Source organism: Gordonia liuliyuniae, assembly GCF_021738805.1.
Taxonomy (GTDB): Bacteria; Actinomycetota; Actinomycetes; order Mycobacteriales; family Mycobacteriaceae; genus Gordonia; species Gordonia liuliyuniae.
This window is the reverse complement of record NZ_JAKKOR010000005.1, coordinates 18,863-44,612: the sequence shown is the minus strand read 5'-3', so window position 1 is coordinate 44,612 and position 25,750 is coordinate 18,863. Positions and strand designations below refer to the sequence as shown.

At 67.8% G+C, this 25,750-nt stretch carries 22 protein-coding genes; 12 read left to right on the top strand and 10 right to left on the bottom strand.

Annotated features, from left to right (window positions below; translation table 11 throughout):
• The first annotated feature begins 117 nt into the window (after window positions 1–117).
• From uvrC to ppc, 9 genes are all read left to right on the top strand, one after another.
• Complete coding sequence (gene uvrC / locus L5G33_RS05790) at window positions 118–2,190, top strand: excinuclease ABC subunit UvrC (protein ID WP_236997222.1); 2,073 nt, start codon at window positions 118–120, stop codon at window positions 2,188–2,190.
• Window positions 2,183–3,079, top strand: a complete 897-nt coding sequence (gene rapZ, locus L5G33_RS05785; protein ID WP_236997221.1) for an RNase adapter RapZ — start codon at window positions 2,183–2,185, stop codon at window positions 3,077–3,079. The genes uvrC and rapZ overlap by 8 nt, the downstream gene beginning before the upstream one ends.
• On the top strand, window positions 3,076–4,104 hold the full coding sequence (locus L5G33_RS05780; protein ID WP_236997220.1) for a gluconeogenesis factor YvcK family protein: 1,029 nt from the start codon (window positions 3,076–3,078) through the stop codon (window positions 4,102–4,104). The genes rapZ and L5G33_RS05780 overlap by 4 nt, the downstream gene beginning before the upstream one ends.
• Before the next feature lie 112 nt (window positions 4,105–4,216).
• Window positions 4,217–5,194, top strand: coding sequence for a DNA-binding protein WhiA (gene whiA / locus L5G33_RS05775; RefSeq protein ID WP_236997627.1), 978 nt, complete (start codon window positions 4,217–4,219; stop codon window positions 5,192–5,194).
• A 162-nt stretch (window positions 5,195–5,356) separates the two neighbouring features.
• Window positions 5,357–6,376, top strand: coding sequence for a type I glyceraldehyde-3-phosphate dehydrogenase (gene gap / locus L5G33_RS05770; RefSeq protein WP_236997219.1), 1,020 nt, complete (start codon window positions 5,357–5,359; stop codon window positions 6,374–6,376).
• 2 nt (window positions 6,377–6,378) lie between these two features.
• Window positions 6,379–7,599 carry a phosphoglycerate kinase gene (locus L5G33_RS05765; protein ID WP_236997218.1) on the top strand — a complete coding sequence of 407 codons (1,221 nt, stop codon included), beginning with the start codon at window positions 6,379–6,381 and terminating at the stop codon, window positions 7,597–7,599.
• On the top strand, window positions 7,599–8,399 hold the full coding sequence (gene tpiA / locus L5G33_RS05760) for a triose-phosphate isomerase (protein ID WP_236997217.1): 801 nt from the start codon (window positions 7,599–7,601) through the stop codon (window positions 8,397–8,399). The genes L5G33_RS05765 and tpiA overlap by 1 nt, the downstream gene beginning before the upstream one ends.
• A gap of 114 nt (window positions 8,400–8,513) precedes the next feature.
• Window positions 8,514–8,750: a preprotein translocase subunit SecG gene (secG, locus tag L5G33_RS05755; RefSeq protein WP_236997216.1), complete on the top strand. Its 237-nt coding sequence runs from the start codon at window positions 8,514–8,516 to the stop codon at window positions 8,748–8,750.
• Between the two features lie 72 nt (window positions 8,751–8,822).
• Window positions 8,823–11,660 carry a phosphoenolpyruvate carboxylase gene (gene ppc, locus L5G33_RS05750; protein ID WP_236997215.1) on the top strand — a complete coding sequence of 946 codons (2,838 nt, stop codon included), beginning with the start codon at window positions 8,823–8,825 and terminating at the stop codon, window positions 11,658–11,660.
• A 90-nt stretch (window positions 11,661–11,750) separates the two neighbouring features.
• Here the strand turns inward: ppc and pgl are convergent, their stop codons facing one another.
• From pgl to tkt, 5 genes are read right to left on the bottom strand one after another with little or no spacing between them, the layout of a single operon-like run.
• Complete coding sequence (gene pgl / locus L5G33_RS05745; protein WP_236997214.1) at window positions 11,751–12,497, bottom strand: 6-phosphogluconolactonase; 747 nt, start codon at window positions 12,495–12,497, stop codon at window positions 11,751–11,753.
• Window positions 12,494–13,411 carry a glucose-6-phosphate dehydrogenase assembly protein OpcA gene (locus L5G33_RS05740; RefSeq protein WP_236997213.1) on the bottom strand — a complete coding sequence of 306 codons (918 nt, stop codon included), beginning with the start codon at window positions 13,409–13,411 and terminating at the stop codon, window positions 12,494–12,496. The genes pgl and L5G33_RS05740 overlap by 4 nt, the downstream gene beginning before the upstream one ends.
• A gap of 25 nt (window positions 13,412–13,436) precedes the next feature.
• Window positions 13,437–14,978 (bottom strand): glucose-6-phosphate dehydrogenase, encoded by a 1,542-nt coding sequence (gene zwf, locus L5G33_RS05735; RefSeq protein WP_236997212.1) that lies wholly within the window; start codon window positions 14,976–14,978, stop codon window positions 13,437–13,439.
• A gap of 36 nt (window positions 14,979–15,014) precedes the next feature.
• Window positions 15,015–16,133, bottom strand: a complete 1,119-nt coding sequence (gene tal / locus L5G33_RS05730; RefSeq protein ID WP_236997211.1) for a transaldolase — start codon at window positions 16,131–16,133, stop codon at window positions 15,015–15,017.
• A 29-nt stretch (window positions 16,134–16,162) separates the two neighbouring features.
• Window positions 16,163–18,238 (bottom strand): transketolase, encoded by a 2,076-nt coding sequence (gene tkt / locus L5G33_RS05725; RefSeq protein ID WP_236997210.1) that lies wholly within the window; start codon window positions 18,236–18,238, stop codon window positions 16,163–16,165.
• Between the two features lie 237 nt (window positions 18,239–18,475).
• On the opposite strand from tkt, the gene L5G33_RS05720 reads away from it, so the two are divergent.
• Complete coding sequence (locus L5G33_RS05720) at window positions 18,476–19,447, top strand: heme o synthase (RefSeq protein ID WP_265742566.1); 972 nt, start codon at window positions 18,476–18,478, stop codon at window positions 19,445–19,447.
• A 53-nt stretch (window positions 19,448–19,500) separates the two neighbouring features.
• Window positions 19,501–20,754, top strand: a complete 1,254-nt coding sequence (locus L5G33_RS05715) for a GumC domain-containing protein (RefSeq protein ID WP_236997208.1) — start codon at window positions 19,501–19,503, stop codon at window positions 20,752–20,754.
• A 16-nt stretch (window positions 20,755–20,770) separates the two neighbouring features.
• Here the strand turns inward: L5G33_RS05715 and L5G33_RS05710 are convergent, their stop codons facing one another.
• On the bottom strand, window positions 20,771–21,574 hold the full coding sequence (locus L5G33_RS05710) for a hypothetical protein (RefSeq protein WP_236997207.1): 804 nt from the start codon (window positions 21,572–21,574) through the stop codon (window positions 20,771–20,773).
• Window positions 21,571–22,536 (bottom strand): quinone oxidoreductase family protein, encoded by a 966-nt coding sequence (locus tag L5G33_RS05705; RefSeq protein ID WP_236997206.1) that lies wholly within the window; start codon window positions 22,534–22,536, stop codon window positions 21,571–21,573. The genes L5G33_RS05710 and L5G33_RS05705 overlap by 4 nt, the downstream gene beginning before the upstream one ends.
• Window positions 22,537–22,570: 34 nt before the next feature.
• Between L5G33_RS05705 and L5G33_RS05700 the strand changes: the two genes are divergently transcribed.
• Complete coding sequence (locus L5G33_RS05700; RefSeq protein WP_236997205.1) at window positions 22,571–22,933, top strand: hypothetical protein; 363 nt, start codon at window positions 22,571–22,573, stop codon at window positions 22,931–22,933.
• Between the two features lie 38 nt (window positions 22,934–22,971).
• Here L5G33_RS05700 and L5G33_RS05695 read toward each other — a convergent pair whose 3' ends face one another.
• From L5G33_RS05695 to L5G33_RS05685, 3 genes are read right to left on the bottom strand one after another with little or no spacing between them, the layout of a single operon-like run.
• Window positions 22,972–23,967: a COX15/CtaA family protein gene (locus L5G33_RS05695; RefSeq protein ID WP_236997204.1), complete on the bottom strand. Its 996-nt coding sequence runs from the start codon at window positions 23,965–23,967 to the stop codon at window positions 22,972–22,974.
• Window positions 23,964–24,770, bottom strand: a complete 807-nt coding sequence (locus L5G33_RS05690; RefSeq protein ID WP_236997203.1) for an ABC transporter permease — start codon at window positions 24,768–24,770, stop codon at window positions 23,964–23,966. The genes L5G33_RS05695 and L5G33_RS05690 overlap by 4 nt, the downstream gene beginning before the upstream one ends.
• On the bottom strand, window positions 24,767–25,738 hold the full coding sequence (locus tag L5G33_RS05685) for an ABC transporter ATP-binding protein (protein WP_372476863.1): 972 nt from the start codon (window positions 25,736–25,738) through the stop codon (window positions 24,767–24,769). The genes L5G33_RS05690 and L5G33_RS05685 overlap by 4 nt, the downstream gene beginning before the upstream one ends.
• Window positions 25,739–25,750 lie beyond the last annotated feature (12 nt).

Sequence of the window (25,750 nt, the reverse complement as noted above, 5' to 3'; positions counted from 1 at the left end):
CGCTCACACGGTCGGCGGATCATGACCATCCACCCGACAGCCGCCTGACGAGGGGCGGGACGACGGCGGCGACGCGGGCGTCCCGAACTGTCTGACACGACGACTACCCTGGAGCCCGTGGCAGACCCGTCGACCTACCGCCCGGCCCCGGGGGCGATCCCGACCGACCCGGGCGTCTACAAGTTCCGCGACGCGCACCGGCGCGTGATCTACGTCGGCAAGGCCAAGAACCTACGCTCGCGACTCACGTCCTACTTCGCCGATCTCACCGGACTGCATCCGCGGACGCGTCAGATGGTGACGACGGCGGCGTCCGTTGAATGGACGGTCGTCGGCACCGAAGTGGAAGCGCTTCAACTCGAATACAACTGGATCAAGGAGTTCGATCCGCGGTTCAACGTCCGCTACCGCGACGACAAGACGTACCCGATGCTCGCGGTGACGCTCAACGAGAAGTATCCGAGAGTGTTCGTGTACCGCGGCGCCCGCAAACCGGGCGTCCGATACTTCGGCCCGTACTCGCACGCGTGGGCGATTCGCGAGACGGTCGACCTGCTGACCCGAGTCTTCCCCGTCCGGACGTGCTCGACCGGCGTGTTCCGCCGCAGCGAGCAGATGGGGCGACCGTGTCTGCTGGGGTACATCGACAAGTGTGCCGCGCCATGCGTGGGGCGGGTCGACGCCGACGAGCACCGGCAGATCGCGGACGACTTCTGCGACTTCCTCGCCGGACGCACCGACACTCTGATTCGGCGGATGGAACGGGACATGACCGCCGCCGCGGACGACCTCGACTTCGAACGGGCGGCCCGCCTGCGCGACGACGTGTCCGCGCTCAAACGAGCCATGGAGAAGCAGGCGGTCGTGCTCGGCACCGGCACCGACGCGGACGTGATCGCGATGGTCGGCGACGAGCTCGAATCGTCGGTCCAGATCTTTCACGTCCGGGACGGCCGGGTCCGCGGCGAACGCGGCTGGGTCGTCGAAGTCCAGGAGAACGCGACTCCCGCCGAACAGATCGAAGCGTTCCTCACCCAGTTCTACGGCGCCGAATCGGAGATGAGTTCGGGCATCCCTCGCGAAGTCCTCGTCCCATTCCTGCCCGACGACCCGACCCAGATGCAGGCATGGCTGTCCGAACGCCGCGGCGCGCGTGTCGACGTCCGCATCCCGCAACGCGGCGACAAACGGAACCTGATGACGACCGTCGAACGCAACGCCGCGGACGCGCTGACCCGCCACAAGCTGCAACGCGCCGGCGATCTCACCACGCGGTCGGCGGCCCTCACCGAACTGCAGGAGTACCTAGGCCTCGACGTCGCGCCGTTGCGTATCGAATGCATCGATATCTCGCACGTGCAGGGCACCGACGTCGTCGCGTCGCTCGTCGTGTTCGAGGACGGGCTGTCCCGCAAATCCGATTATCGGCACTACGGGATCAAAGAGGCTGCGGGCGAAGGACACTCCGACGACGTCGCATCGATCGCCGAAGTCACGCGCCGACGTTTTCTACGGCACCGAGGCGGCGACGCGACGCCGCCCCCGGTCGACGGCGACAAGCCCGCGGCCGTGGTCGCCGAGGCGGGGGCCGACGTGACAGAGCCCGCTCCGGACGCCGGAGGGGAGAAGAAGGCACGCAAATTCGCGTACCCGCCGAACCTCTTCGTCGTCGACGGCGGCGCGCCGCAGGTGCACGCGGCGGCAACCGTGCTGGACGAACTCGGCGTCACCGACGTCGCGATCATCGGACTGGCGAAACGGCTCGAAGAAGTGTGGGTCCCGGGAGATGATGAACCGGTGATCCTGCCGCGCAACAGTGAAGCCCTCTTCCTTTTGCAGCGCGTGCGCGACGAAGCCCACCGCTTCGCGATCACGTTCCACCGCAGCAAACGCAGCAAACGCATGACGGCGTCGGCGCTCGACGGCATCCCGGGCCTCGGCGCGACCCGTCGCACCGCGCTCGTGACGCACTTCGGCTCGGTCGCCAATCTGACGAAGGCGACGGTCGATGAAATAGCGCAGGTGCGCGGCGTCGGGGCGGCGACCGCGCAGGCCGTGCACGATGCGTTGCGGGGCGAGGCGAGTACCGATGAGTCGAAGACAGGCGAGTCGAAAACGGGCGAGTCGAAAATGGGGGATGCCGACGCCGCGGCAGACCCGTCGACACAGGAGGAACCAGTCCATGGTTGACAGCGACGGTTTGACGACGGTGCTCTTCGTGACCGGCATGTCCGGTGCCGGACGGACATCGGTCGCGAATGTGCTCGAAGACGACGGTTGGTACGTGACGGACAACGTGCCGGTGTCCGTGATCGCGCAGGTCATCGAGCAGGTTCGCGCCGAAGGTGTGCAGGGACAGAAGATCGCGATGGTCGTGCGCGCCGGACACTCGTCGTTCGGCGAGTCGGTCGCCGCACTGCGCGACGAACTCGAAGCAGACGGCACCCGCACCGGCGTCATCTTCGTCGACGCGTCCGACGAGGTACTCGTTCGACGGTTCGAGCAGGTCCGCCGCCGACATCCGCTGCAGGGTGACGGAACGCTCGGCGAGGGGATCGCGGCCGAACGGCTGCTGCTCGCCGACGTCCAGGCGGCGGCAGGCACCGTCATCGACACCTCGAACCTCAGCTCGACCCGCTTGCGCGCGATCGTCGAGAGCACATTCCCGAACGTCGGCGGCAGCGCCCTGTCGGTCGCTGTGCAGTCGTTCGGATTCAAATACGGTCTGCCGATCGACTGCGACCTCGTCATCGACGTCCGGTTCCTTCCCAATCCTTATTGGATTCCGGAACTCCGCGACCACAACGGGCGCGACGCCGCGGTCCGCGACTACGTGCTCGGGCAGGACGATGCCCTCGACTTCATCGAGCGCTATACCGAGCTCGTCGGCATCGTGGCCCGCGGCTACCGTCGAGAAGGCAAGGGATACATGACGATCGGGGTCGGCTGCACGGGCGGCAAGCACCGCAGCGTCGCGATGTCGACCGAGCTCGCACGGCGTCTGGCCGCCACCGTCGGCGAGGACGGAGAACCCGCATACAAGGTCCAGGTGACACACCGGGATCTGGGGCGCGAATGACGTCCGGCGGGCCGGGGGCCTCCGCCGGACAGCAGGCCGGGCTGAAGGCCGTCGCACTCGGCGGCGGGCACGGTCTGTTCAACACACTGACCGCCGTGCGGTACCTGACACCGCACGTCACCGCCGTCGTGACGGTCGGCGACGACGGCGGATCGTCGGGTCGGCTCCGCAACGAGCTCGGCGGCATCCCGCCCGGCGACCTGCGGATGGCGCTCGCCGCCCTCATGGGAGCGCCCGCCGCGGTCGACGATCAGCTCGCTCGTGATCCGGCGGCCGCGGCCCGACACAAGCGTTGGTCGCGGATCCTGCAGCACCGACTCGGTGGCTACGGTGCGCTCGCAGGCCACCCCGTCGGAAACCTCATGCTGGCGGGCGTCGAAGAGTTGACCGGCGACGTCGTCCAAGCGCTCGACGCGATGGTCGACCTGTTCGGGATCGACGGACGTGTCCTGCCGATGGCGACGGTGCCGCTGGTCATCGAAGCCGACGTGTCCGGGCTCGAATCGGATCCGCGGATGAGCCGCGTCATCCGCGGGCAGGTCGCCGTCGCGACCACCCCCGGCAAGGTGCGGCGAGTCCGGGTGATCCCCACCGAACCCGCCCCGTGCGGCGAGGCCGTCGACGCGATCATGGCCGCCGACGTCGTGACCCTCGGCCCCGGCTCGTGGTTCTCCAGCGTGATCCCGCACGTGCTGGTGCCGGGGCAGGTGGAAGCGCTTCGCGCCACGACCGCGCGCAAGGTGCTGTTCGTCAACCTCGCGAACGAACCGGGGGAGACCACCGGGTTCTCCGTCGAACGTCACCTGCACGTCCTGCACGCGCACGCCGACTCGATGCGCGTGGACGACGTGGTCGTGGACGCCGCATCGGTGCCCGCCGGATCCGAACGTGACCACCTCGAACGAGCAGCGGCGTCGTTCGGGGCGCGACTCGTCGTCGCCGATCTCGCGGTGCCCGGAACACACGAGCACGATCCGCGCAAGTCGGCGCAGACTCTGGCGCGCCTGTTGGGCGGCGGATCGTGACCGGTAAAGTCAGCTCCACTGCGCTGTTTGCCCGCGGCTCGAGTGATCGAGTCCGGAAGCGTGCGTGTCGGGGGAGAATCGTGTTGTTAACAGGAGGGTGCAACCAGTGGCGATGACAGGTTCCGTCAAAGACGAGCTGAGCCGTCTGTCGGTGACCCAGATCAGTTGCCGGAAGGCCGAGGTGTCGGCTCTGCTGCGCTTCGCGGGGGATCTGCACATTCAGAACGGTCGCGTGATCGTGGAGGCCGAGGTCGACCTCGGAAACGTCGCACGGCGTCTCCGCTACGAGATTCACGATCTGTTCGGGTATGCGGCGGACGTCCACGTGCTCCGCTCGGGCGGGGCGCGCAAGAGCGCCCGGTACATCCTCCGGGTCACCAAAGACGGCGAAGGCCTGTCCAGGCAGACCGGTTTGCTGGACATGCGCGGACGCCCGGTGCGGGGCCTTCCCGCTCAGGTCGTCGGCGGCACGGTCGGCGATGCCGAAGCGGCATGGCGCGGGGCGTTCCTCGCGCACGGGTCACTCACCGAGCCCGGCCGGTCGTCGGCCCTCGAGGTCAGCTGCCCCGGACCCGAAGCCGCACTCGCCCTCGTCGGATCGGCGCGCAGGCTCGGCGTCACGGCGAAGGCCAGAGAAGTACGCGGCGCGGACCGAGTCGTGATCCGCGACGGCGAAGCGATCGGCGTGCTCCTCACTCGGATGGGCGCGCACGACACGCGTCTGGTGTGGGAGGAACGTCGGATGCGGCGCGAAGTGCGGGCCACCGCGAACCGCCTCGCCAACTTCGACGACGCCAACCTGCGCCGTTCGGCACGCGCCGCCGTCGCCGCAGCCGCCCGAGTCGAACGCGCGCTGGAGATCCTCGGCGACGAGGTACCCGACCATCTGGTGGCCGCTGGCTCGCTCCGCGTCCAGCACCGGCAGGCGTCGCTGGAGGAACTCGGTCAACTGGCCGATCCGGTGATGACCAAGGATGCCGTCGCCGGACGCATCCGCAGACTGCTCTCGATGGCCGACAAGAAGGCCCGGTCGGAAGGGCTGCCCGACACCGAGTCGGCAGTCACCGCAGATCTGATGGACGACGCGTAACCGCTCACGTTCGTCACCGGCGCGTCAGCGCCGGCACGTACTCCGCGTGGGAGTCGTCACACCCAAGGCCACCCCGTGACCTCGGGGGAGACGCACACTACGCTGGACACAACGGGTCGCGCGAACACCGCGGCTCTTCACACACCGCTAAGGAGCTCAACAGTGACTGTTCGCGTAGGCGTCAACGGCTTCGGCCGTATCGGCCGCAACTTCTTCCGCGCCGTGGACGCGCAGAAGGCGCTGGGAACCACCGACATCGAGATCGTCGCAGTCAACGACCTGACCGACAACGCGTCCCTCGCGCACCTGCTCAAGTACGACTCGATCCTCGGCCGGCTGCCGCACGACGTCTCGCTCGAAGGCGATGACACCATCGTCGTCGGTGATCAGAAGATCAAGGCTCTGTCGCACCGCGGTCCGCTGTCTGAGCTGCCCTGGGGCGACCTGGGTGTCGACGTCGTCGTCGAGTCGACCGGTATCTTCACCGACGCAGCCAAGGCGAAGGGGCACCTCGAGGCCGGCGCGAAGAAGGTCATCATCTCGGCTCCCGCCAAGGGCGAGGACATCACCATCGTGATGGGCGTCAACGACGACCAGTACGACGGCAGCCAGACGATCATCTCGAACGCGTCGTGCACCACGAACTGCCTCGGCCCGATCGCCAAGGTCCTCGACGACGAGTTCGGCATCGTCAAGGGTCTGATGACCACGGTCCACGCCTACACCCAGGACCAGAACCTGCAGGACGGCCCGCACAGCGACCTGCGTCGCGCCCGCGCGGCAGCGCTCAACGTCGTGCCGACCGGCACCGGCGCTGCGAAGGCCATCGGCCTGGTCCTCCCGCAGCTGCTCGGCAAGCTTGACGGCTACGCCCTGCGCGTCCCGATCCCGACGGGCTCGGTCACCGACCTCACCGCGAACCTTCGCAAGTCTGCCACCGCCGACGAGATCAACGCCGCGATGAAGGCTGCAGCCGAGGGCCCGCTCAAGGGCATCCTCAAGTACACCGAGGACCCGATCGTGTCCTCGGACATCGTCACCGACCCGCACTCGTCGATCTTCGACGCGGGCCTGACCAAGGTCATCGACGACCAGGTCAAGATCGTCTCCTGGTACGACAACGAGTGGGGCTACTCGAACCGCCTCGCCGACCTCATCGGCCTCGTCGCGAAGTCGCTGTAAGCATGGCTGTCCGTACCTTGAAGGACCTCCTCGCCGACGGCGTGGAGGGCCGGGGAGTACTGGTTCGCTCTGACTTGAACGTGCCGCTCGACGGCGCGGAGATCACCGACGCCGGACGCATCATCGCGTCGGCGCCGACGATCAAGACGCTGGTCGAGGCGGGCGCGAAAGTCATCGTGACCGCGCACCTCGGTCGTCCTAAGGGCGAAGCGGATCCGACGCTGTCGTTGGCGCCGGTCGCGGTGCGCCTGTCGGAGGAGTTGGGCCGCAACGTGCAGCTCGCAGGCGATGTCGTCGGCAGCGACGCGCTCGCCCGCGCCGAAGGCCTCACCGACGGTGACGTCCTCCTGCTGAAGAACATCCGCTTCGACCCGCGGGAGACCAGCAAGGACGACGCCGAGCGTGCACAGCTCGCTGCGGCGCTCGTCGAACTGGTCGGCGACGACGGAGCATTCGTCTCCGACGGGTTCGGCGTCGTGCACCGCAAGCAGGCGTCGGTCTACGACGTCGCCAAGGTGCTGCCGGCGTACGCGGGCGACCTGGTCGCAACCGAGGTCGACGTGCTCGCCAAGATCACCGGCGACGCCGTGGAACACCCGTACGCGGTGGTTCTCGGCGGGTCGAAGGTCTCGGACAAGCTCGCCGTCATCGAAGCGCTCGCACCGAAGGTCGACACCCTGGTGATCGGCGGCGGCATGGCGTTCACCTTCATCAAAGCGCAGGGCAGCCCGGTGGGCGACTCGCTGCTGCAGGACGACATGATCGACACCTGCAAGGACCTCCTCGAGCGGTTCGGCGACGTCATCCACCTGCCGCACGACATCGTCGTCGCCGACAAGTTCGCTCCGGACGCGTCGACGTCGATCGTGAAGACCGCGGACGGATTCACCGAAGGAATGGGTCTGGACATCGGCCCGGGCAGCGTCGAACGATTCGCCGCAGTCCTGACCGGCGCCAAGACTGTGTTCTGGAACGGCCCGGCCGGCGTGTTCGAGTTCGACAAGTTCGCGGCAGGCACCCGCGGCGTGGCCGAGGCCATCGTCACAGCCACCGCGGGCGGCGCGTTCTCGGTGGTCGGCGGCGGCGATTCGGCGGCTGCCGTTCGCGCGCTCGGCCTCGCAGACGAAGCGTTCTCGCACATCTCGACCGGCGGCGGAGCGTCGTTGGAATACCTTGAGGGCAAGGAACTCCCGGGCCTGTCTGTGCTGGAGGTGAATGCGTGATGGCCGCATCGAACGGGCCGCGCAAGCCCCTCATCGCAGGCAACTGGAAGTGCAACCTGAACCACCTCGAGGCGATCGCGCTGGTGCAGAAGATCGCGTTCGCGCTTCCCGAGAAGTACTTCGAGAAGGTCGACGTGACGGTGATCCCGCCGTTCACCGACATCCGCAGCGTGCAGACGATCGTCGACGGCGACAAGCTGCTGCTCACCTACGGTGCGCAGGACGTCTCCGAACACGATTCGGGCGCGTACACCGGCGAGATCAGCGGCGCGTTCCTCGCCAAGCTCGGCTGCACGTACGCGGTCGTCGGTCACTCCGAGCGTCGCACGCTGCACGGCGAGTCGAACGAGACGGTGCTGGCGAAGACCAAGGCCGCGCTCAAGCACGGTCTCACCCCGATCGTGTGTGTCGGTGAAGGTCTGGACGTGCGCGAAGCGGGCGAGCACGTCGCGTACAACATCGCACAGGTCAAGGCGTCTCTCGCGGGGCTGAACGCCGCCGAGATCGCCAAGGTCGTCGTCGCGTACGAGCCCGTGTGGGCCATCGGCACCGGCCGAGTGGCCAGTGCGAGCGACGCTCAGCAGGTGTGTGCCGCCGTCCGCGGTGCGCTCGCCGAGCTCGCCGACCAGGCGACCGCCGACGCGGTGCGCGTCCTGTACGGCGGCAGCGTCAACGCCAAGAACGTCGGCGAGATCGTCGGACAGACCGACGTCGACGGGGCCCTCGTGGGCGGTGCGTCACTCAAGTCGGACGAGTTCGCGCAACTCTCGGCGATCGCCGCGGGCGGGCCGCTGCTCTGATCGGCGCTTGCATCGCGTAGACTGTGGCAGGTTGCTCCTATGCGGAGCGACCTGCCACAATGCTTTCCGGCGGCCCACTGGCCGCGACCCACAGACTGACAGGACCATCGACTCGTGACTCTCGCGCTCGACATCGGCTTGATCATCACCAGCCTCCTGCTGATCGTGCTGGTTCTGCTTCACCGGGCCAAGGGCGGCGGACTCTCGTCGCTGTTCGGTGGCGGCGTCCAGTCGAGCCTGTCCGGTTCCTCTGTCGTCGAGAAGAACCTCGACCGTTTGACTATCTTCGTCGGGCTGCTGTGGGTGATTCTGATCATCGGCATCGGTCTCGACATCAAGTTCGGCGCGTAACCCGCAGCAACACGCGCGCACCCGCACCCCACACCCGCACACTCGGCGTCCCGGCCGAGTAGTTTGGGGCACATGGCATCCGGAACGAACTCCGAATCTGTCCGCCGCGCAGTCGCCACGCCGATGGTCGATCGCATCCTGGTCGAGGACGCCGGACGCGCGGCCACCGAACCGCTGCGTGACGACATCAGATTTCTGGGCGGACTGCTCGGCGATGTGATCCGGTCACAGGCGGGCGAGGACGTGTTCGATCTCGTCGAGTCGTCCCGCCGGGATGCATTCGGCATCCGCTATCAGGATGTCTCCCGCGACGAACTCGCAGGCCGCTATCGGGGCCGCGGCGTGTCTCAGCTGATGCCCGTCATCCGGGCGTTCAGCAACTTCGCCCTGCTGGCCAATCTCGCCGAGGACCTACACCGCGAACGGCGACGGCGTATCCACATGATCGCGGGCGACGCCCCACAGGCGTCGTCGCTCGGCGCGACCGTCGCCCGACTCGTCGCCGCAGGCCTCGACGACGAACAGGTGCACCGTCTGATCGCGGACGCCAATGTCGTCCCGGTCATCACCGCGCATCCGACGGAGACCCGTCGCAAGAGTGTGTTCGACGCCCAGAACCGCATCAACGAACTGATGCGAGTGCGCGGACGGACCGAACTGACCGCCGACGAGGAGTCGGCCAACACGCGAGAGATCTCCCGCCACATCCTCATGCTCTGGCAGACGGCGCTCATCCGGATGCGCCGCCTGACGATCAGCGACGAGATCACCACCGGACTCCGCTATTACGGCGCGTCGTTCTTCGAAGTGATCCCGTCGCTGAACAACGACGTCCGGGCCGCTCTGCGCGCCGCGTTCCCCGACGCAGACCTCAATCCGTCGATCATCACGATGGGGTCCTGGATCGGCGGCGACCGCGACGGCAATCCGTTCGTGACCGGCGACATTGTCACCGAGGCCACGTCGTCGGCGGCGGCCACCGTGATGGCACATCACCTCGACGAACTGTCGGCACTGCACCAAGAGCTCAGCATGTCCGTCAGGCTCGTGAGCGGTGTCACCGACGACCTGGCGGCCCTCGGGACGGGATTCGCGCCGGAGACGCCGGAAGGGGTCGACGACGAACCCTTCCGTTCGGCGGTCACCGCGATCCGTTCACGGTTGGCGGCGCGCGCCGTCCAAACCCTCGGCGACGACGTGGTCGGCCCGGCGGACCGGGCCCTCGCCGCCCGGTCCCAGGCTTACGCGGACGCCGGAGAGTTCCTCACCGACCTCGACGTCGTCGACGGTGCGCTGCGGGCCGTCGTCGACGACGCGATCGCCGACGACCGGCTCGCGGCGCTGCGCGAAGCCGTCCGGGCCTTCGGTTTCCACCTGTCGGGTCTCGATATGCGGCAGAACTCGGAGACTCACGAAGAGGTCGTGGGGGAGTTACTCGCGTGGGCCGGGGCGGTCGACGACTACGCGGCGCTCGACGAAAACGCGCGGGTCGCGGTCCTGTCCGCTGAACTGTCCTCTCGTCGACCGTTGACCAGCCCGGACGCGCGATTGAGCGACCTGGCGATCAAGGAGCTCGGAGTGGTCCACGCGGCGGCCGCCGCCGTCGAGCGGTTCGGCCCGAAAGCCGTCCCGGTCTACATCATCAGCATGTGCCAGTCGGTGTCGGACATGCTCGAGGCGCTGATCCTGCTGAAGGAAGCGGGCCTGTACGACGCAGGTGGGGGCTCGCCGTCGTGCAGTGTGCGCGTGGTTCCTCTGTTCGAGACGATCGAGGATCTGCAGGCGGGTGCCGCGATCCTGACCGCCGCGCTCGACGTCCCGTTCTACCGGGAGCTCGTCCGGTCGCAGGGCGACGTGCACGAGGTGATGCTCGGCTACTCCGACTCCAACAAAGACGGCGGATACCTCGCCGCGAACTGGGCGTTGTACCGAGGCGAACTCGACCTCGTCGACGCCGCGCGCACCGCCGGGATCCGGCTGCGGCTGTTCCACGGGCGCGGCGGTACTGTCGGGCGCGGCGGAGGCCCCAGCTATGACGCGATCCTCGCACAGCCGCCGGGAGCCGTGCAAGGCTCGTTGCGTCTCACCGAGCAAGGCGAGATCATCGCCGCGAAGTACGCCGAGCCGGTGCGTGCTCGCCGCAACCTGGAATCGCTGGTCGCAGCGACCGTCGAGTCGTCGCTCCTCGACGTCGAAGGCCTCGGCGACGACTCGGCGGACGCCTATCAGGTGTTCGACGAACTCGCCGCTGCGGCACGAACCGCCTATTCTCGACTGGTCCACGACACTCCGGGATTCGTCGAATACTTCACCGCGTCCACACCGCTCTCCGAGATCGGTGCGTTGAACATCGGCAGCCGTCCGACGTCACGCAAGCAGACCACGGCGATCTCGGATCTCCGGGCCATCCCGTGGGTGCTGTCGTGGACGCAGTGCCGCGTAATGCTGCCCGGCTGGTACGGCACCGGGACGGCATTCGCCGAGTGGATCGGCGACGACCCGGACCGGCTCGCAGTCCTCTCCGACTACTACCGCCGCTGGCCCTTCTTCCGATCGGTGATGTCGAACATGGCCCAGGTGCTCGCAAAGAGCGACATGGGACTGGCGTATCGGTATGCGCAGCTCGTGCCCGACGTCGAACTGCGCGATCGGGTGTTCTCGATGATCGTCGACGAGCATGAGCGCACCATCGCGATGTGCGCGGCGATCACCGGGACCGATGATCTCCTGGCCGACAACGATGCATTGAAGCGGTCGGTGGTCAACCGGTTCCCGTATCTCGAGCCGCTCAATCTGCTTCAGGTCGAGCTGCTGGAACGCTTCCGTGCGGGCGACGACTCGCCCCAGATCCGGCGCGCGATCCAGCTGACGATGAACGGTCTGGCGACGGCGCTACGTAACAGCGGGTAGCCGCGGGCACTGCCTGACGAGTTGGTCGTCTCCGCGACGACTGACGAGATTCGGGTTCTCACCCTGGAGCATCCCGCCACGTGGCGACGGTTACGGCAGCGCGGACGCCGCAGCTCGGTCGAGGAACCAGACGGTGGCCTCGGTTCCGTTGGCTCCTGCGCACGGCCAGTCCGCGCGCGAGGCGCCGTTGTGGGCGGCGGCCACGGCCTCCGCCTTCTCGGCTCCGGAGACGAGGAACCATACTTCCCGCGAGCGGTTGATCACCGGGAACGTCAACGTCAGACGAGCAGGCGGCGGCTTCGGAGAATCGGTGACGGCGACGACGGCCGCGGACTCCTCGGCCGTCGCAGCAGTGTGCGGGAACAGCGAATTGATGTGGCCCTCACCGCCCATGCCGAGCAGGTGGACGTCGAACACCGTGTCGGACCCGACCAGTCGCGCGTAGTCGCGCGCGGCGGCGGTGATGTCGTCGCCGAACTCGCCGTCGGACGGCGCCATCGCATGGATTCGCGCCGGGTCGACCGGGACCGACGAGAGCAGTGCCTCGAACGCCTGACCGGAGTTGCGTTCGGGATGTGACGTGGGGACGAAACGGTCGTCGCCCCAATAGATCTCGACCCGACCCCAGGCGATATCGCCGGAGTCGGATGCGAGCGCGCGGAGCAGCCCGATCCCGTTGGATCCGCCCGTCAGTGCGACGGACGCGACACCGCGCTCCTCCTGGGCGCGTACGACGGCGTCGACGAAACGGGCACGAGCGGTCTCGACCAACTCGGTAGACGAGTCGAAGACGAGAGTCTCGGGCGTCGTCGCCGCTCGATCAGCAGGGAACGTCATATCGACTCCTCAACTTCCACGGCGGGCAGACCGAGCAGTGCCGCCTCGTAGACTTCGTCCGCATCCAGGCTGCGGAGTTCTTCGGCCAGGCATTCGGCTGTGGTGCGTCGCGCGTACGCGACCCGACCGTCCGGGTGCCCGGTGCTGGCGACGGTCCCACTCACGCCGTCGTCGTTCACCGACATCGACAGCGTGGAATCGCTGCGGAAAAGGCGGGCCGCGAGTGACCCGGGACGGCGGACGACCCGAGTCTGCAGCGCGGCGGCCAGCCAGCCGGCGAACAGGTCGAGGCCCGGCATGTCCAGCGGGCCGGTGATCTCGGCTCCGGTGATCGGCGTGTGCGGCGGCCGATCGAGCGCCGACACGAACAGGGCGCGTGTCGGCGTGAGGGCCGACCACGCCAGGTCGGTGTCGCCGGGAGAGTAGCCCGCTCGCCGCTCGGCGAGGAAGGCAGCGGGATCGGCCGACTTCCGCGCATCGGTGATGCGGCGCGAGGCCAGGCGCCCCAGACGGTCCTGCGCCGGGTTCTTCGGCGCGCGGTCCGGCCACCACGTCACGACTGGGGTGTCGGGGAGCAGGAACGGCGTCACCACCGCGTGGGGGTGCTCGGCGAGCTGCCCTGACAGCGTCAGCAACACGACTTCGGAGGCTCCGGCGTCACCGCCGACACGGATCTGCGCGTCCAGCCGGGCGTCGCCGGTCCGGTTGCCGCGTGAGACGACGATGACGCGGCACGGATGTTCGCGGCTGGCCCGGTTCGACGCTTCGACGGCCTCCTCGGTGGCTTCGCCCGCGTCCACGTCGATGATCAGGGTCAGCACGCGGCCGAGCGTGACGGCTCCGCCGCTGCTGCGCATCCGGACGAGCTTCTTGCTGATCGCGGTGGTATCGGTGTCGGGCAGGTCGACGATCATCGACGGCTCCTGTTCTGCGCGGACGTCACGGACGCCTCCAGACGCGACCGGTGCGGCTCATCATCATCTCGGCGGAGTGCGGACCCCACGTCCCGGCCTCGTACTCGTCCGGGGAGCCGGCCGCCGCCCACTCGGCGAGTACCGGATCGAGGATCTGCCAGCTGAGTTCGACCTCCTCGTTGACCGGGAACAATGACGGTTCGCCGAGGAGCACGTCCAGCAGGAGCCGCTCGTACGCTTCGGGCGACGAGACGGTGAACGCACCGCCGTAGCTGAAGTCCATGTTGACGTCGCGTACCTCCATCGACGATCCGGGCACCTTCGACCCGAACCGCAGTGTGACGCCCTCGTCGGGCTGCACCCGGATGACGAGCGCGTTCTGGCCGAGTTCGGCGGTCATCGTGTCGTCGAATGGGAGGTGTGGCGCGCGTTTGAAGACTAGGGCGATCTCGGTGACGCGACGACCGAGCCGCTTACCGCTGCGAAGATAGAACGGGACCCCCGCCCATCGTCGCGTGTCGACCTCCAGCGCGATCGCCGCGAACGTCTCCGTCGTCGAGTCGGCGGCGAACCCCTCCTCGTCCTTGAGACCGACGACGGATTCAGATCCCTGCCAGCCCGCCGCGTATTGGCCGCGCGCGGAGTTCTCCGCGATCGGCAGGATGTTGCGCGTCGACTCGAGGACCTTGACCTTCTCCGTCTGCAGATGGTGCGGCGAGAACGAGACGGGCTCTTCCATCGCGACCAGCGCGAGCAACTGCAGCAGGTGGTTCTGGATGACGTCGCGCGCCGCCCCGATCCCGTCGTAATAGCCGGCGCGTCCGCCCAGCCCGATGTCCTCGGCCATGGTGATCTGCACGTGATCGATGTAGTGCGAACTCCACAACGGGTCGAACAGTTGGTTCGCGAACCGGAGCGCCAGGATGTTCTGGACCGTCTCCTTGCCGAGGTAATGGTCGATGCGGAACACCGACTCCTCGGCGAACACGCTGTTGACGAGTTCGTTGAGTTCGGTCGCCGACTCCTGGTCGTGCCCGAACGGCTTCTCGATGACCACCCGGCGCCAGGAATCGCCGGTCTGGTCGGCCATGCCGGTGCGCCGTAGTTGACTTAACACGACGGGAAACGCGTTCGGCGGGATCGACAGGTAGTAGGCGTGGTTTCCGTCGGTGCCCCGTGCCTCGTCGAGATCGGCCAGGGTGGCCTGCAGTTGCTCGAACGCGGCGTCGTCTTCGAACGTCCCGGGCACGAAGCGGACGCCCTCGGCCAAGCGATCCCAGACTTCGGCGCGGAACCCGGTCCGACAGTTGGCCTCGACGGCCTCCCGGACGACGTCGGCGAAGTCTTCGTGCTCCCAGTCGCGTCGCGCGAACCCGACCAGGGCGAAACTCGGCGGAAGAAGTCCCCGGTTCGCGAGATCGTAGATCGCCGGCATCAGTTTGCGGCGGGCGAGGTCGCCCGTTACACCGAAGATGACCAGCGCCGACGGCCCCGCGATACGCGGGAGCCGCCGGTCGTGCGGGTCACGAAGCGGATTGGACCATTCCGGCTGGGCCGAGTGAGGCACGCTGTTGACTTCCTGTCGCGTCGTTCCCGCGGAGTTCTATCGGTTGGCGTCCAACTGCGCCGCGGTCGCGGTCAGCAGTTCGCCCCACGCCTGCTCGAACTTCGCGACGCCTTCACGCTCCAGGAGCGCGAACACGTCGGGGAGGTCGATGCCGACGTCGGTCAGGGCGTCGAACACCTGTCGGGACGCCGGACCCTGGCCGATGATCGAGTCGGTGTTGACCCACCCGTGGTCGGCGTAGGCCTCGAGCGTCTTGCCGGGCACCGTGTTGACGGTGTTCGGTGCGACGAGCTCACTCACGTACAGCGTGTCCGGGTAGTCGGGGTTCTTCACGCCGGTCGACGCCCACAGTGCGCGCTGGGGCACGGCCCCATGCGCCTGAAGATCCGGGAACCGCGTCTCGGTCTCGAAGACTTCCTGGTAGGCGGCGTACGCGAGGCGTGCGTTCGCCAGACCGGCCTTGCCGCGCAGCGCGAGCGCTTCGGGCGTGCCGATGGCTTCGAGGCGTTTGTCGATCTCGGTGTCCACGCGTGAGACGAAGAACGACGCGACAGAGGCGATCGCTGCGGCGTCGTGGCCGTTTCGCAGGGCGCGGTCCAGCCCGTCGAGGTAGGCGTCCATCACTTCGCGGTAGCGGTCAACCGAGAAGATCAGGGTGACGTTGACGCTGATGCCCTGGCCGATGACGTCGGCGATCGCCGGAACTCCCGCCGCGGTCGCCGGGATCTTGATGAAGAGGTTCTTCCGGTCGACGACGTTCCACAGTTCGACGGCCTGCTCGACAGTCTCGGCGGTCTTGTTCGCCAGACGCGGGTCGACCTCGATCGAGACGCGGCCGTCTGCGCCGCCCGACGCCTCGAACACCGGCGCGAGGACGTCGCACGCGGCACGCACGTCGTCGGTGGTCAACGCAGAGATCGCCGCGTCGACGTCTCCTCCCGACTTGGCGAGGTCGCTGATCTGCGCGGCATACGCGCTGGCACCCGACGAGATCGCGTTCTGGAAGATCGCCGGGTTGGTCGTGACACCGACGATGCTGCGCGTGTCGATCTGCTCCTGCAGACCGCCCGACGAGATCAGGTCGCGCGAGAGGTCGTCGAGCCACACGGATACGCCGGCTTCGGAGAGCGCGACGAGATTGCTGTTCTGAGTCATGTTCTGCTCCAGACCTTTCGGAGGGACGCTCAGCGGCCGAGGAGGCCGCGAGCTGCGGTGGCGACGGCGTCGGCGGTGATGCCGAACTCTTCGTACAGCTTCGCGTACGGGGCTGACGCACCGTAGTGCTCCAGCGAGACGATCGCGCCGCCGGCGACGACGGCGTGCCACGGCATCGCGATGCCTGCTTCGACGGAGACACGCGGTACACCGGTCGGCAGCACCGACTCGCGGTAGTCGGTGTCCTGCTCGTCGAACCATTCGATGGACGGCATGGAGACGACGCGAGCGTTGATCCCGTCGCCGGCCAGCGCGTCGCGGGCCTCGACGGCCAGCGACACCTCGGATCCGGTGCCGATCAGCACGACGTCGGGCGCACCGTCTGTGTCGGTGAGCACGTAGCCGCCGCGCGAGACGCCCTCGAACGACGTCCCGTCCAGGATCGGCACGTTCTGGCGGGTCAGCGCCAGGCCGACCGGGTGATTGCGGCGGGTCAACAGGTGACGCCACGCGTACGCGGTCTCGTTGGCGTCGGCGGGCCGCACGACGTCCAGGTTCGGGATCGCACGGAGTGCGGCCAGGTGCTCCACCGGCTGGTGGGTCGGGCCGTCCTCGCCGAGGCCGATCGAGTCGTGCGTCCACACGTAAATCGGGTCGATCTCCATGAGTGAGGCCAGCCGGACCGCGGGGCGCATGTAGTCGGCGAACTGCAGAAAGGTGCCGCCATACGCCCGGGTGGGCCCGTGCAGGACGATGCCCGAGAGGATCGAGCCCATCGCGTGCTCGCGGACGCCGAAGTGCAGCGTGCGGCCGTACGGCTCCGCCTGCCACGTCGCCGTCGCGATCGAGGTCGGACCGAACGACGGCTCACCGGCCATCGTCGTGTTGTTCGAGCCGGCGAGGTCGGCCGAGCCGCCCCACAGTTCGGGCATGACGGGGGCCAGCGCGCCGAGTACCTTGCCCGACGCGGACCTGGTGGCGACGGCCTTGTCGCCCGGCTCCCACGTCGGAAGCGCATCGATCCAGCCGTCGGGCAGTTCACCTGCGTGGAGGCGATCGAACAGCGCCTTGTTGTCGGGGTTAGCGGCGGCCCAGGCGTCGAAGCCCTGCTGCCACTCCGCGCGGATCGCGGCGGCACGGTCGGCGAGTCCGCGAGTGTGCGCGATGACGTCGTCGGCGACGTCGAAGTTCTTCGACGGATCGAATCCGACGGCCTCCTTGGTCGCGGCGACCTCGTCGGCGCCGAGCGCACTGCCGTGCGCGGCTCCGGTGTTCATCTTGCTCGGTGCCGGGAACGCGATGATCGTGCGGAGCACGATGATCGACGGGCGGTCGGTCACGTTCTTGGCGGCTTCGACGGCCTCTTCGATGCCGGACACGTTCTCGCCGCCCTCGACGGTCTGCACATGCCAACCGTAGGCCTCGTACCGTTTGGCCGTGTCCTCACTGAGCGCGATCGCGGTGTCGTCCTCGATGGAGATCTCGTTGGCGTCGTAGAAGACGATCAGGTTGCCGAGCTGCTGAGTGCCGGCGAGCGACGACGCTTCGGAGGTGACACCCTCCTCGATGTCACCGTCGGAGGCGACGACGTAGATGTAGTGGTCGAACGGGCTCTGCCCGGTGGGCGTCTCCGGGTCGAAGAGTCCGCGCTCACGGCGGGCCGCCATCGCCATGCCGACAGCCGATGCGAGGCCTTGGCCGAGCGGGCCGGTGGTGATTTCGACGCCCTTGGTGTGCCGGAACTCCGGGTGGCCCGGGGTCAGCGAACCCCAGGTGCGAAGCGCGACGAGGTCGTCGAGTTCGAGACCGAAGCCGCCGAGATACAGCTGGATGTACTGGGTGAGGCTCGAGTGGCCGCACGACAGGACGAACCGGTCACGGCCGACCCACGCGGGATCGGTGGGGTCGTGGCGCATGACACGCTGGTAGAGGCTGTAAGCGAGGGGAGCGAGGCTCATCGCGGTGCCGGGGTGGCCGCTGCCGCAGTTCTGCACGGCGTCCGCGGCAAGAATGCGGGCGGTGTCGACTGCCTTGGTGTCCAGCTCGGTCCAGTCGGACGGGTGGACGGGTCGGGTCAGCGCGCGAATCTCGTCGGTGATGGGCACGATCGTGGTGTCTCCTGTGCATCGATGGCTCTTGCCCCCGCGGACAAATGGTGACTTCCAGCCTAGCGGGGCGGTCGACCTGTCCGCGCGGCTGCCGGTAAAGAGCGGGTGTGGCGATCGTCGCACCCGCCCACGCCCGATTCCTCAACGCATGATGCCGCGGTCTACCATCGCTTGTAGTAGCCGTCGGCGTGGACGCGTCCGATACACGGCTAGTGCTGATGTGAGGAGCTTGTGTTGAGGACTCGGGAGAGCGCCGGTGCCGACGTGACTGAGTCCACCGCCTGGACTCGAGTCCGCACGACGGTTCTCGCTTACATCGCGCTCACGAAGCCACGCGTCATCGAGCTCCTCCTCGTCTCGACGATCCCGGTGATGCTGCAGGCTCACCGCGGACACATCGACATCTGGTTGATCCTGGTGACAGTGGTCGGCGGCTGGTTGGGCGCGGCGAGCGCCAACAGCCTCAACATGGTGGCCGACGCGGACATCGATCAGAAGATGAAGCGCACGCAGAAGCGTCCGCTGGCCCGGAAGGCCGTGCCGATCCGGCATGTCCTGATCTTTGGGATCGTGATGGCGGCGGCGTCGTTCGCGGTCCTGTACTTCGGCACGGTCGACGACGACGGCAACCGGTCCTTCCTGCCGTCGATCCTCGTGATGATCACCATCGCGTTCTACGTGTTCGTGTACACGCTGATCCTCAAACGTCGCACCTGGCAGAACGTGATCTGGGGTGGGGCCGCGGGGTGCATGCCCGCGCTGGTCGGCTGGGCTGCCGTGACACACGATTTGAGCTGGCAGCCGTTCGTCCTGTTCCTCGTCGTCTTCTTCTGGACCCCGCCCCACACGTGGGCGCTGGCGATGCGCTACCGCGAGGACTACCGGGCCGCAGGCGTCCCGATGCTCCCGGTGATCGCGTCGGACGAGAAGGTCACCTTTCAGATGCTCGTGTACACGGTCCTCACCGTGATCACGTCGTTCTTCCTCATCCCGCCGACCAGTTGGATCTACCTTGCCGTCGCTGTCGCATCCGGTGTCTGGTTCATCTGGTGGGTCGGGAAGCTGTACGTGCAGACCCGTGCAGGCGTGGAGCTCAAACCACTCAAAATCTTCCTCGTCTCCAACGAGTACCTGGCCCTTCTGTTCTGTGGTCTGGCCGTCGACGCCGTCATCAATCTGCCGACGATCTCCAGCTACTTCTCCTGACTGAGCGCACGGCCGAGATGTCGGACCGAGTCCGGACGCAATAGGCTGTGCGGGTGACAGAGTCGTCGAAACCGACACCGACCGCGATCCTCGTCGGTGCGGCAATCCTCGCAGTCGTGGCGTTCGTCGTCGCAGGCACCGTCGACGACACGGCGATTCGCATCCTCGGTGCGCTCGTCGGCCTGACCGCGACGATCGGCGGCGTGGTCGTCGCCTCGAAGTCGTCACGGACCGCTGGACTCATCGGCGTCGGGGCGATCCCGTTGGCGGTGCTCGTACTCGGCGTCCCGATTGCGGGCCTGATCGACACGGACGACGCGTCGACGTCGGCGGACACGACCAAGACCACGAACCCTCCGCGAGATCAGCTCGTCGCAGAACACAGCCTTGACGCGCAACTGGTTGAGGCGCTCACGCACGCCGACACGATGGTGCCGAACGGGTCGGCGTCGATTCTCTCGCTCAGATTCGGCTGGGCCCCGGAGATCGCGGTGCTGGACACACGCAGCGGGAACAAGGTGACAGCGAGCCGAGACGGTGATGGCTGGAGCATGCCCTCGAGGTCCCGCGCCACCGAACGCAACACGTTCGGTCGAGCAGACCTGGAGAACCTGTCCCTGTCCGACGCCGCGGCCAAGGTCGCCGAGGGTGCGAGGAAGATCGGCGACTCGGGAGTCGTGACGAACCAGACCACGATTGAGATCAGACGCCGCACCGACGACGACCTGCTGCTCGTCTCATTCGACAGCGACGACATCATGCGCAAGATCCAGGTGGACGCGGACGGGAACCTGCCCGACACTCTCGACGCCGGAGCAGTCGACACGGTGATGGTCGCGGCGGCGCGGATCATGAAGGCGGCGGGTGTCGGTGCACGTACGCCGCTCACCGGGTTCGACTTCAAATCGACCATCGATGAGGCCACGATTCCCGCTGCGTCGCCGGTCCAGAGCAGCGGCGGCATCGCGATGGACTTCGACGACGGGCCCGTCGAATCGATCGTCGCGGTACCGGGCGAGTTCCCGAAGGTCGCTCGGCGTGAGGGCCTGGGATACCCGCGGACTCCGAGGTTCGTGTTGAGCGAGCTGTCGCAGGCCTCGGTGCTGCGCGCTCGCGACGACCTCATGCGACGCAACGATTCGCCTACCTACGACGAGGACGTCGTCGGATTTCAGGCAGGCGACATGCCCGGCGACAGCGGCGGTGACGCGCCCGCACGGATCCGGATCTCAGTCGGCCCGGTCAACGGCAACGTCGAAGGCGTCTACTCGCTCAACGGACGTTTCGTCCGCGACGGGTCATGGTGACCAGCGGTCAGCCGCCTCACGCGGACAGCGCCTTGCGGGCCTGGGCTTCCAGCGCGGCGTGGATCGTCGGTGCCTTCGCTACGATGCCCCGTTCGGTGAGTCGGTCGACCGTGCTGATGACCTGCTGCAGGTAGGCGGCTCGCTCGGCGCCCGCCGTCCCGTTCGCGTGATCGAGCAGTTTCAACGCGCGACGGCAGTCTCGGGCATCGTCGTCGCCCAGCTGCGACGTACCGGTGCTGCGAGCGAAACGGTCGGCCCTGTGCCACGCGCTGCGCAGGATCGCGATCGAGTCGATGTACTCCTGACAGATGCTGTCGTCGGTGAACTGCTCAGTTCGCAGCGTGCCCGCCAGTTCGAGTGCGTCGTGGAAGTCCATGATCTCCTGCGCGCTCAAGTCCCACATGCCCGGGTAGCGGAGCAACATCGCCGGATCGAGTTCGTACGCGCCGTACGCGGCCAACACGCCGTCGTGATGCGTGCAGGCACGGTCCCATCGGTGCCGCCGTGTCTGAGATGACTGGGAATGGGATGACTGGGAATGGGGTGACTGGGAATGGGGTGACTGGGGTGTCGGCGTTCGGTGCCGTCCGGAGTCAGTGCGGATCGCCGCCCTCGCTTCGCTATCGCGTCTGAGCTGCGCAGCTTCCACGGAGATGTCGTCGACCCCGGGCCACGCCGCGGCCACCGCCGCGATGCCGAGTAAGACCGCGAAACAGACGAGAAGTGGGACGGCCGAGACCGGGCGGGTGGCGGCGAGCGCGATGACGCCCGCTGCTGCCGCGGCGACCGTGCCGACGCGGATCTGGGTCGCCCGGCTCACGGGATCAGCGCGGTCGCACCGGTGGTGGCGCGGGACTCCAACGCGCGGTGCGCATCAGCGGCGTCGGCCAACCCGAACGTCTGACCGACTGAGACGTGCAGACGGCCCGTCGTGATCGAGCTGAAGAACTCGTTGGCACGCCACTCGAGTTCCGCACGGTCGGCGACGAAGTGGGCGAGTGTCGGGCGCGCAACCGACAGCGATCCCGCCGCGTTGAGACGCTGAAGGTCGAACGGCGGGACCGGGCCGCTCGCCGCGCCGAACAGGACGACGGTCCCGCGGACCGCGGTGGACGCGATCGAAGCGTCGAACGTCGACGCGCCGACCCCGTCGTATGTCACCTGGACTCCGTGTCCGCTGGTGACCTCGTGGACGCGGGCCGCGATGTCGTCGTCGTAGCGGAGGACGTGCGCCGCGCCCGCCGTGCGCGAGAGTTCCTCCTTGGCGTCCGATGACACCGTCGAGATCACGGTGACGCCCCGAGACGTCGCCCATTCGGTGAGGAGCAGGCCGACACCGCCTGCCCCGGCGTGCACCAAGATCGTGTCGCCGGTCGCGGGATGCGCGCTGCCGTCGAGAAGGTAGTGGGCCGTGAGACCTCGCAGGAGCGCCGCCCCGGCCACCTCGTCTCCGACGCCGTCGGGCACCGGTAGCGCCCGGTCGGCTGCGACCACGGTCTTCTCCGCGTACGACCCGGCGGCGTCGGTCCACGCGACGCGGTCGCCGACCGTGAATCCCGTGTCCGGCGAACCCGTTCCGATCACTTCGCCGCACCCTTCGATCCCGGGAACATACGGGGGACGGGACGGGTACAGGCCCGCCCGAAGGTACGTGTCGATGAAGTTGACGCCCGCGGCACGCACGCGAACGAGGAGTTCGCCGGGAGCGGGTTCGGGATCGGGAACTTCGACTGCGGTGAGGACATCGGGACCGCCGTGAGCTGTCACATGGATCGCGCGCATTGGCCCATTCTCGCACGCCGGTATGATCACCCGCATGAGTGAAGAATCCGCTGTGAAGACGCCCGCGACCGCACCGTCCGACGTGGTCTCGTCGATCCGCGGCTTCGTGGCCGCCAACGGGGGCTCCGCGAAAGCCGTGCTTCAGCCGACCGGCCAGGCCGGAGTCCGGGTGACCCTCGTCGGCGACGACGGCGGCGCACTCGGCGACCGGGTCGTCGACGACATGGACACCGCGACTGCGGTCGTCGACGCCGTCGACGGGCTCGAGACCGCTGAGTGGGACCGCGAACTCACGTCGGCTGCCGACGTCCGCCCCGCCCACTGGCGGAAGATGGCCGGTTGGGTCGCCCACCAGAAGCGCTTCCCGAAGCCGCGCAACCGCAAGATCCTCGACTGACCGAGGCACTTCTGGTGCCGGCGGCTGGGTCCGCGCGATCAGGCGGCGGCTTCGGCCACCGCACGATTCGCGCGGACCGCGCTGACCACCAGGTACGTCGCGCCCGACATGAGGACGGCGCTGCCGAACATGTGTAGGACGACCATCCACTCGGGGAGTTCGGTCGCGTACTGGATGTAGCCGATCAGTCCTTGGAACAGAATGATCGCGCCGAACACGACGGCCGCGCGCCGGGCGATCGTCTTCGCGATGAGCGTGATGACGATGAGTCCTGCCGTGATACCGACCAGGGTCCAGACGGCGTCGACGTGCAACTGCGTCGCCTGGGTGGGTTCGAGGCCGTTGCGTTTGGAGTCGATGTCACCCGCGTGTGGACCCGAGCCGGTGACGACCGTACCGAGGTAGACCGTCGCCCACGTGACCGCGTAGACGGCCCACGACGCCACCACCGTGATCCGCGTGATGACCGGTACCGCGCCCGAGAGTTCGCCGACGGCGCCGACTGCGAGGGTTGGCGAGGTGCGGGCTGGCGAGGTGTGGAAGACCAGCCAGGTGGCGAGTGAGATGATCAACATCGTCGCCAGGAAGTGGAACGACACGATCCACGGGTTGAGATTCGTCAATACGGTGATGCCGCCGACGACCGCCTGCAGCGGGACGCCGAGGCCGATGCCCAGCGCCAGTCGGCGCGCCAGCCGGTCGACCGGGCGGTGCCGCATGGCCGCGACGAAGGTCGCGATGGCCACGACCACCAGCACCCACGTGAGCATGCGATTGCCGAACTCGATGACACCGTGGATGCCCATGGCGGCGTGCGGGGTCAGCGAGCCCGACGTGCACTGCGGCCATGTTGGGCAGCCCAACCCGGAGTCGGTGACGCGGACGGCGCCGCCGGTGACGACGAGGAGGATGTTCGCAGCGAGGTCGGCGATGGCCCAGCCGTACAGGAACCGTCGGGTCGGCGTCCGGAAGCCGGCCCACGACCGGACCAACGATTGCTTGCTCGACTGCTCGGTTGCGGACGAAGACGTCACTGGAATCGAAACCACCTCACTGCGAGGGCGCCGCCGACGACCGTCCAGGCAGCCAACACGCCGATGCCGAACAGATCGACCGACGAGTCGAGCGCCTGGATGAGCGCCTCGGTGAGAGCGCCGGACGGGGAACAACGAGCCGCCCAATGGACGGCAGAGGGCACGTGCTCGTCGAAGACGACGAGACTGCTCAACCCGAGCAGCACGAACCAGATTAGATTGCCGAGGGCCAGCACGATCTCGGCCTTCATCGTCCCGCCGAGAAGCAGCCCGAGAACGGCGAACGCGACGGTGCCGAGCGCGATGATCGTGGCGCCGAGAAGAAGCCCGGCGATCGCGGGCCGCCACCCGAGGGCGAGACCGATCGCGCCGATGATGAGCGACTGCAAGACGACGACGATGACCACAGCGCACGACTTGCCTGCGATGATGCCCCACCGCGGGATCGGCGTGGCACCGAGTCGTTTCAGCGCCCCGTACCGTCGGTCGAAGCCGACGGCGATGGCCTGCCCGGTGAATGCGGTCGACATGATCGCGACGGCGAGGATCGCCGGGACGAAGGTCGTCGCGCGGGCGGCAGTGGTGTCGCCGGATCCGGTGTCGATCGGCAGGAGGCTCAAGCCGATCATCAGTGTGATCGGGATGAACATGGTGAGCAGTAGTTGTTCGCCGTTACGCAGCAGGAGGGTCAGCTCCATGCGCGTCTGCGCCGCGACCATGGCGAACAGCGGTGCGGGCGCGGGCGCCGGGGCGAACGTGCCCGCCGGGAACCGGTTCGGAGCGTCGCTGGACGTCTCGCTCATGCGCGCACCTCGCGTCCGGTCAGTTCCAGGAAGACGTCCTGGAGCGAATTCGTGTCGACGGTCAGCGACGTGACGAGGACATCGTTCTGGGCGCACCACGCGGCGACCGCGGACACGATCTGCGGAGTGATGTCCCCGTGCACGAGGTGGTCGCCCGTCTGGCTCCGACTGCACGTGTAGCCGGCCGGAAGCGCGGACGCCAGGGCGTCGTCGTCGACGCCTTCGGCGGTGAGACGGAGCTGGCCTTCGGCATCGCGCCGCACGAGGTCGGCCGGGGTGCCCGACGCGACGGCCCGTCCCCGATCGATGATCACGATGTGGTCGGCGAGCTCCTCGGCCTCCTCGAGATGGTGTGTCGTCAAAAGGACCGAGACCCCGTCGGATTTGAGGCGGGTGATCAACTCCCACACCATGATGCGCGCGTGCGCGTCGAGGCCTGCCGTCGGCTCGTCCAAGAACACGAGTTCGGGTCGTCCGACGAGGGCGCAGGCCAGCGACAGTCGCTGCTGCTGGCCACCCGAGAGGCGACGGAACGGCGTGCCCGCGATGTCAGCGATCCCGAGGACATCCATCAGCCACACCGGATCGAGGGGATCGGCGCAGTACGACGCGCACAGCCGCAGCATCTCCGCGGCCTTCGCTCCCGGATATGCTCCGCCGCCCTGCAACATCACGCCGATGCGGCTGCGCAGGGCGTCGTTCTCGGCGATCGGGTCAAGCCCGAGGACGCGGATCTCGCCTGCATCGGGTCGATCGAAGCCCTCGCAGATCTCGACGGTCGTCGTCTTGCCCGCGCCGTTGGGGCCGAGAAGTGCCAACACTTCGCCGCGACGCATGTCGAGATCGAGTCCATCGACGGCGACGACGTCGTCGTACCGCTTGACCAGACCTCGAATGCTCAGCGTGGTCTCGCCCGCGGCACGATCGACCGAATCGCTCGAAGAGGCAGGGGCGTCGCGCACGATCATCAGCGTAAGCGA

Bases quoted from the DNA above. Each gene is read 5' to 3' on its own strand.
- L5G33_RS05740 (WP_236997213.1), bottom strand. From the start codon at position 13,411: ATGATCGTCGACCTGCCCGACACCGATACCACCGCGATCAGCAAGAAG.
- L5G33_RS05685 (WP_372476863.1), bottom strand. From the start codon at position 25,738: ATGATCGTGCGCGACGCCCCTGCCTCTTCGAGCGATTCGGTCGATCGT.
- pgl (WP_236997214.1), bottom strand. From the start codon at position 12,497: ATGACGTTCCCTGCTGATCGAGCGGCGACGACGCCCGAGACTCTCGTC.
- L5G33_RS05765 (WP_236997218.1), top strand. From the start codon at position 6,379: ATGGCTGTCCGTACCTTGAAGGACCTCCTCGCCGACGGCGTGGAGGGC.
- L5G33_RS05700 (WP_236997205.1), top strand. From the start codon at position 22,571: ATGAGTGAAGAATCCGCTGTGAAGACGCCCGCGACCGCACCGTCCGAC.
- whiA (WP_236997627.1), top strand. From the start codon at position 4,217: ATGACAGGTTCCGTCAAAGACGAGCTGAGCCGTCTGTCGGTGACCCAG.
- tal (WP_236997211.1), bottom strand. From the start codon at position 16,133: ATGACTCAGAACAGCAATCTCGTCGCGCTCTCCGAAGCCGGCGTATCC.
- tpiA (WP_236997217.1), top strand. From the start codon at position 7,599: ATGGCCGCATCGAACGGGCCGCGCAAGCCCCTCATCGCAGGCAACTGG.
- L5G33_RS05690 (WP_236997203.1), bottom strand. From the start codon at position 24,770: ATGAGCGAGACGTCCAGCGACGCTCCGAACCGGTTCCCGGCGGGCACG.
- L5G33_RS05705 (WP_236997206.1), bottom strand. From the start codon at position 22,536: ATGCGCGCGATCCATGTGACAGCTCACGGCGGTCCCGATGTCCTCACC.
- ppc (WP_236997215.1), top strand. From the start codon at position 8,823: ATGGCATCCGGAACGAACTCCGAATCTGTCCGCCGCGCAGTCGCCACG.
- rapZ (WP_236997221.1), top strand. From the start codon at position 2,183: ATGGTTGACAGCGACGGTTTGACGACGGTGCTCTTCGTGACCGGCATG.
- L5G33_RS05780 (WP_236997220.1), top strand. From the start codon at position 3,076: ATGACGTCCGGCGGGCCGGGGGCCTCCGCCGGACAGCAGGCCGGGCTG.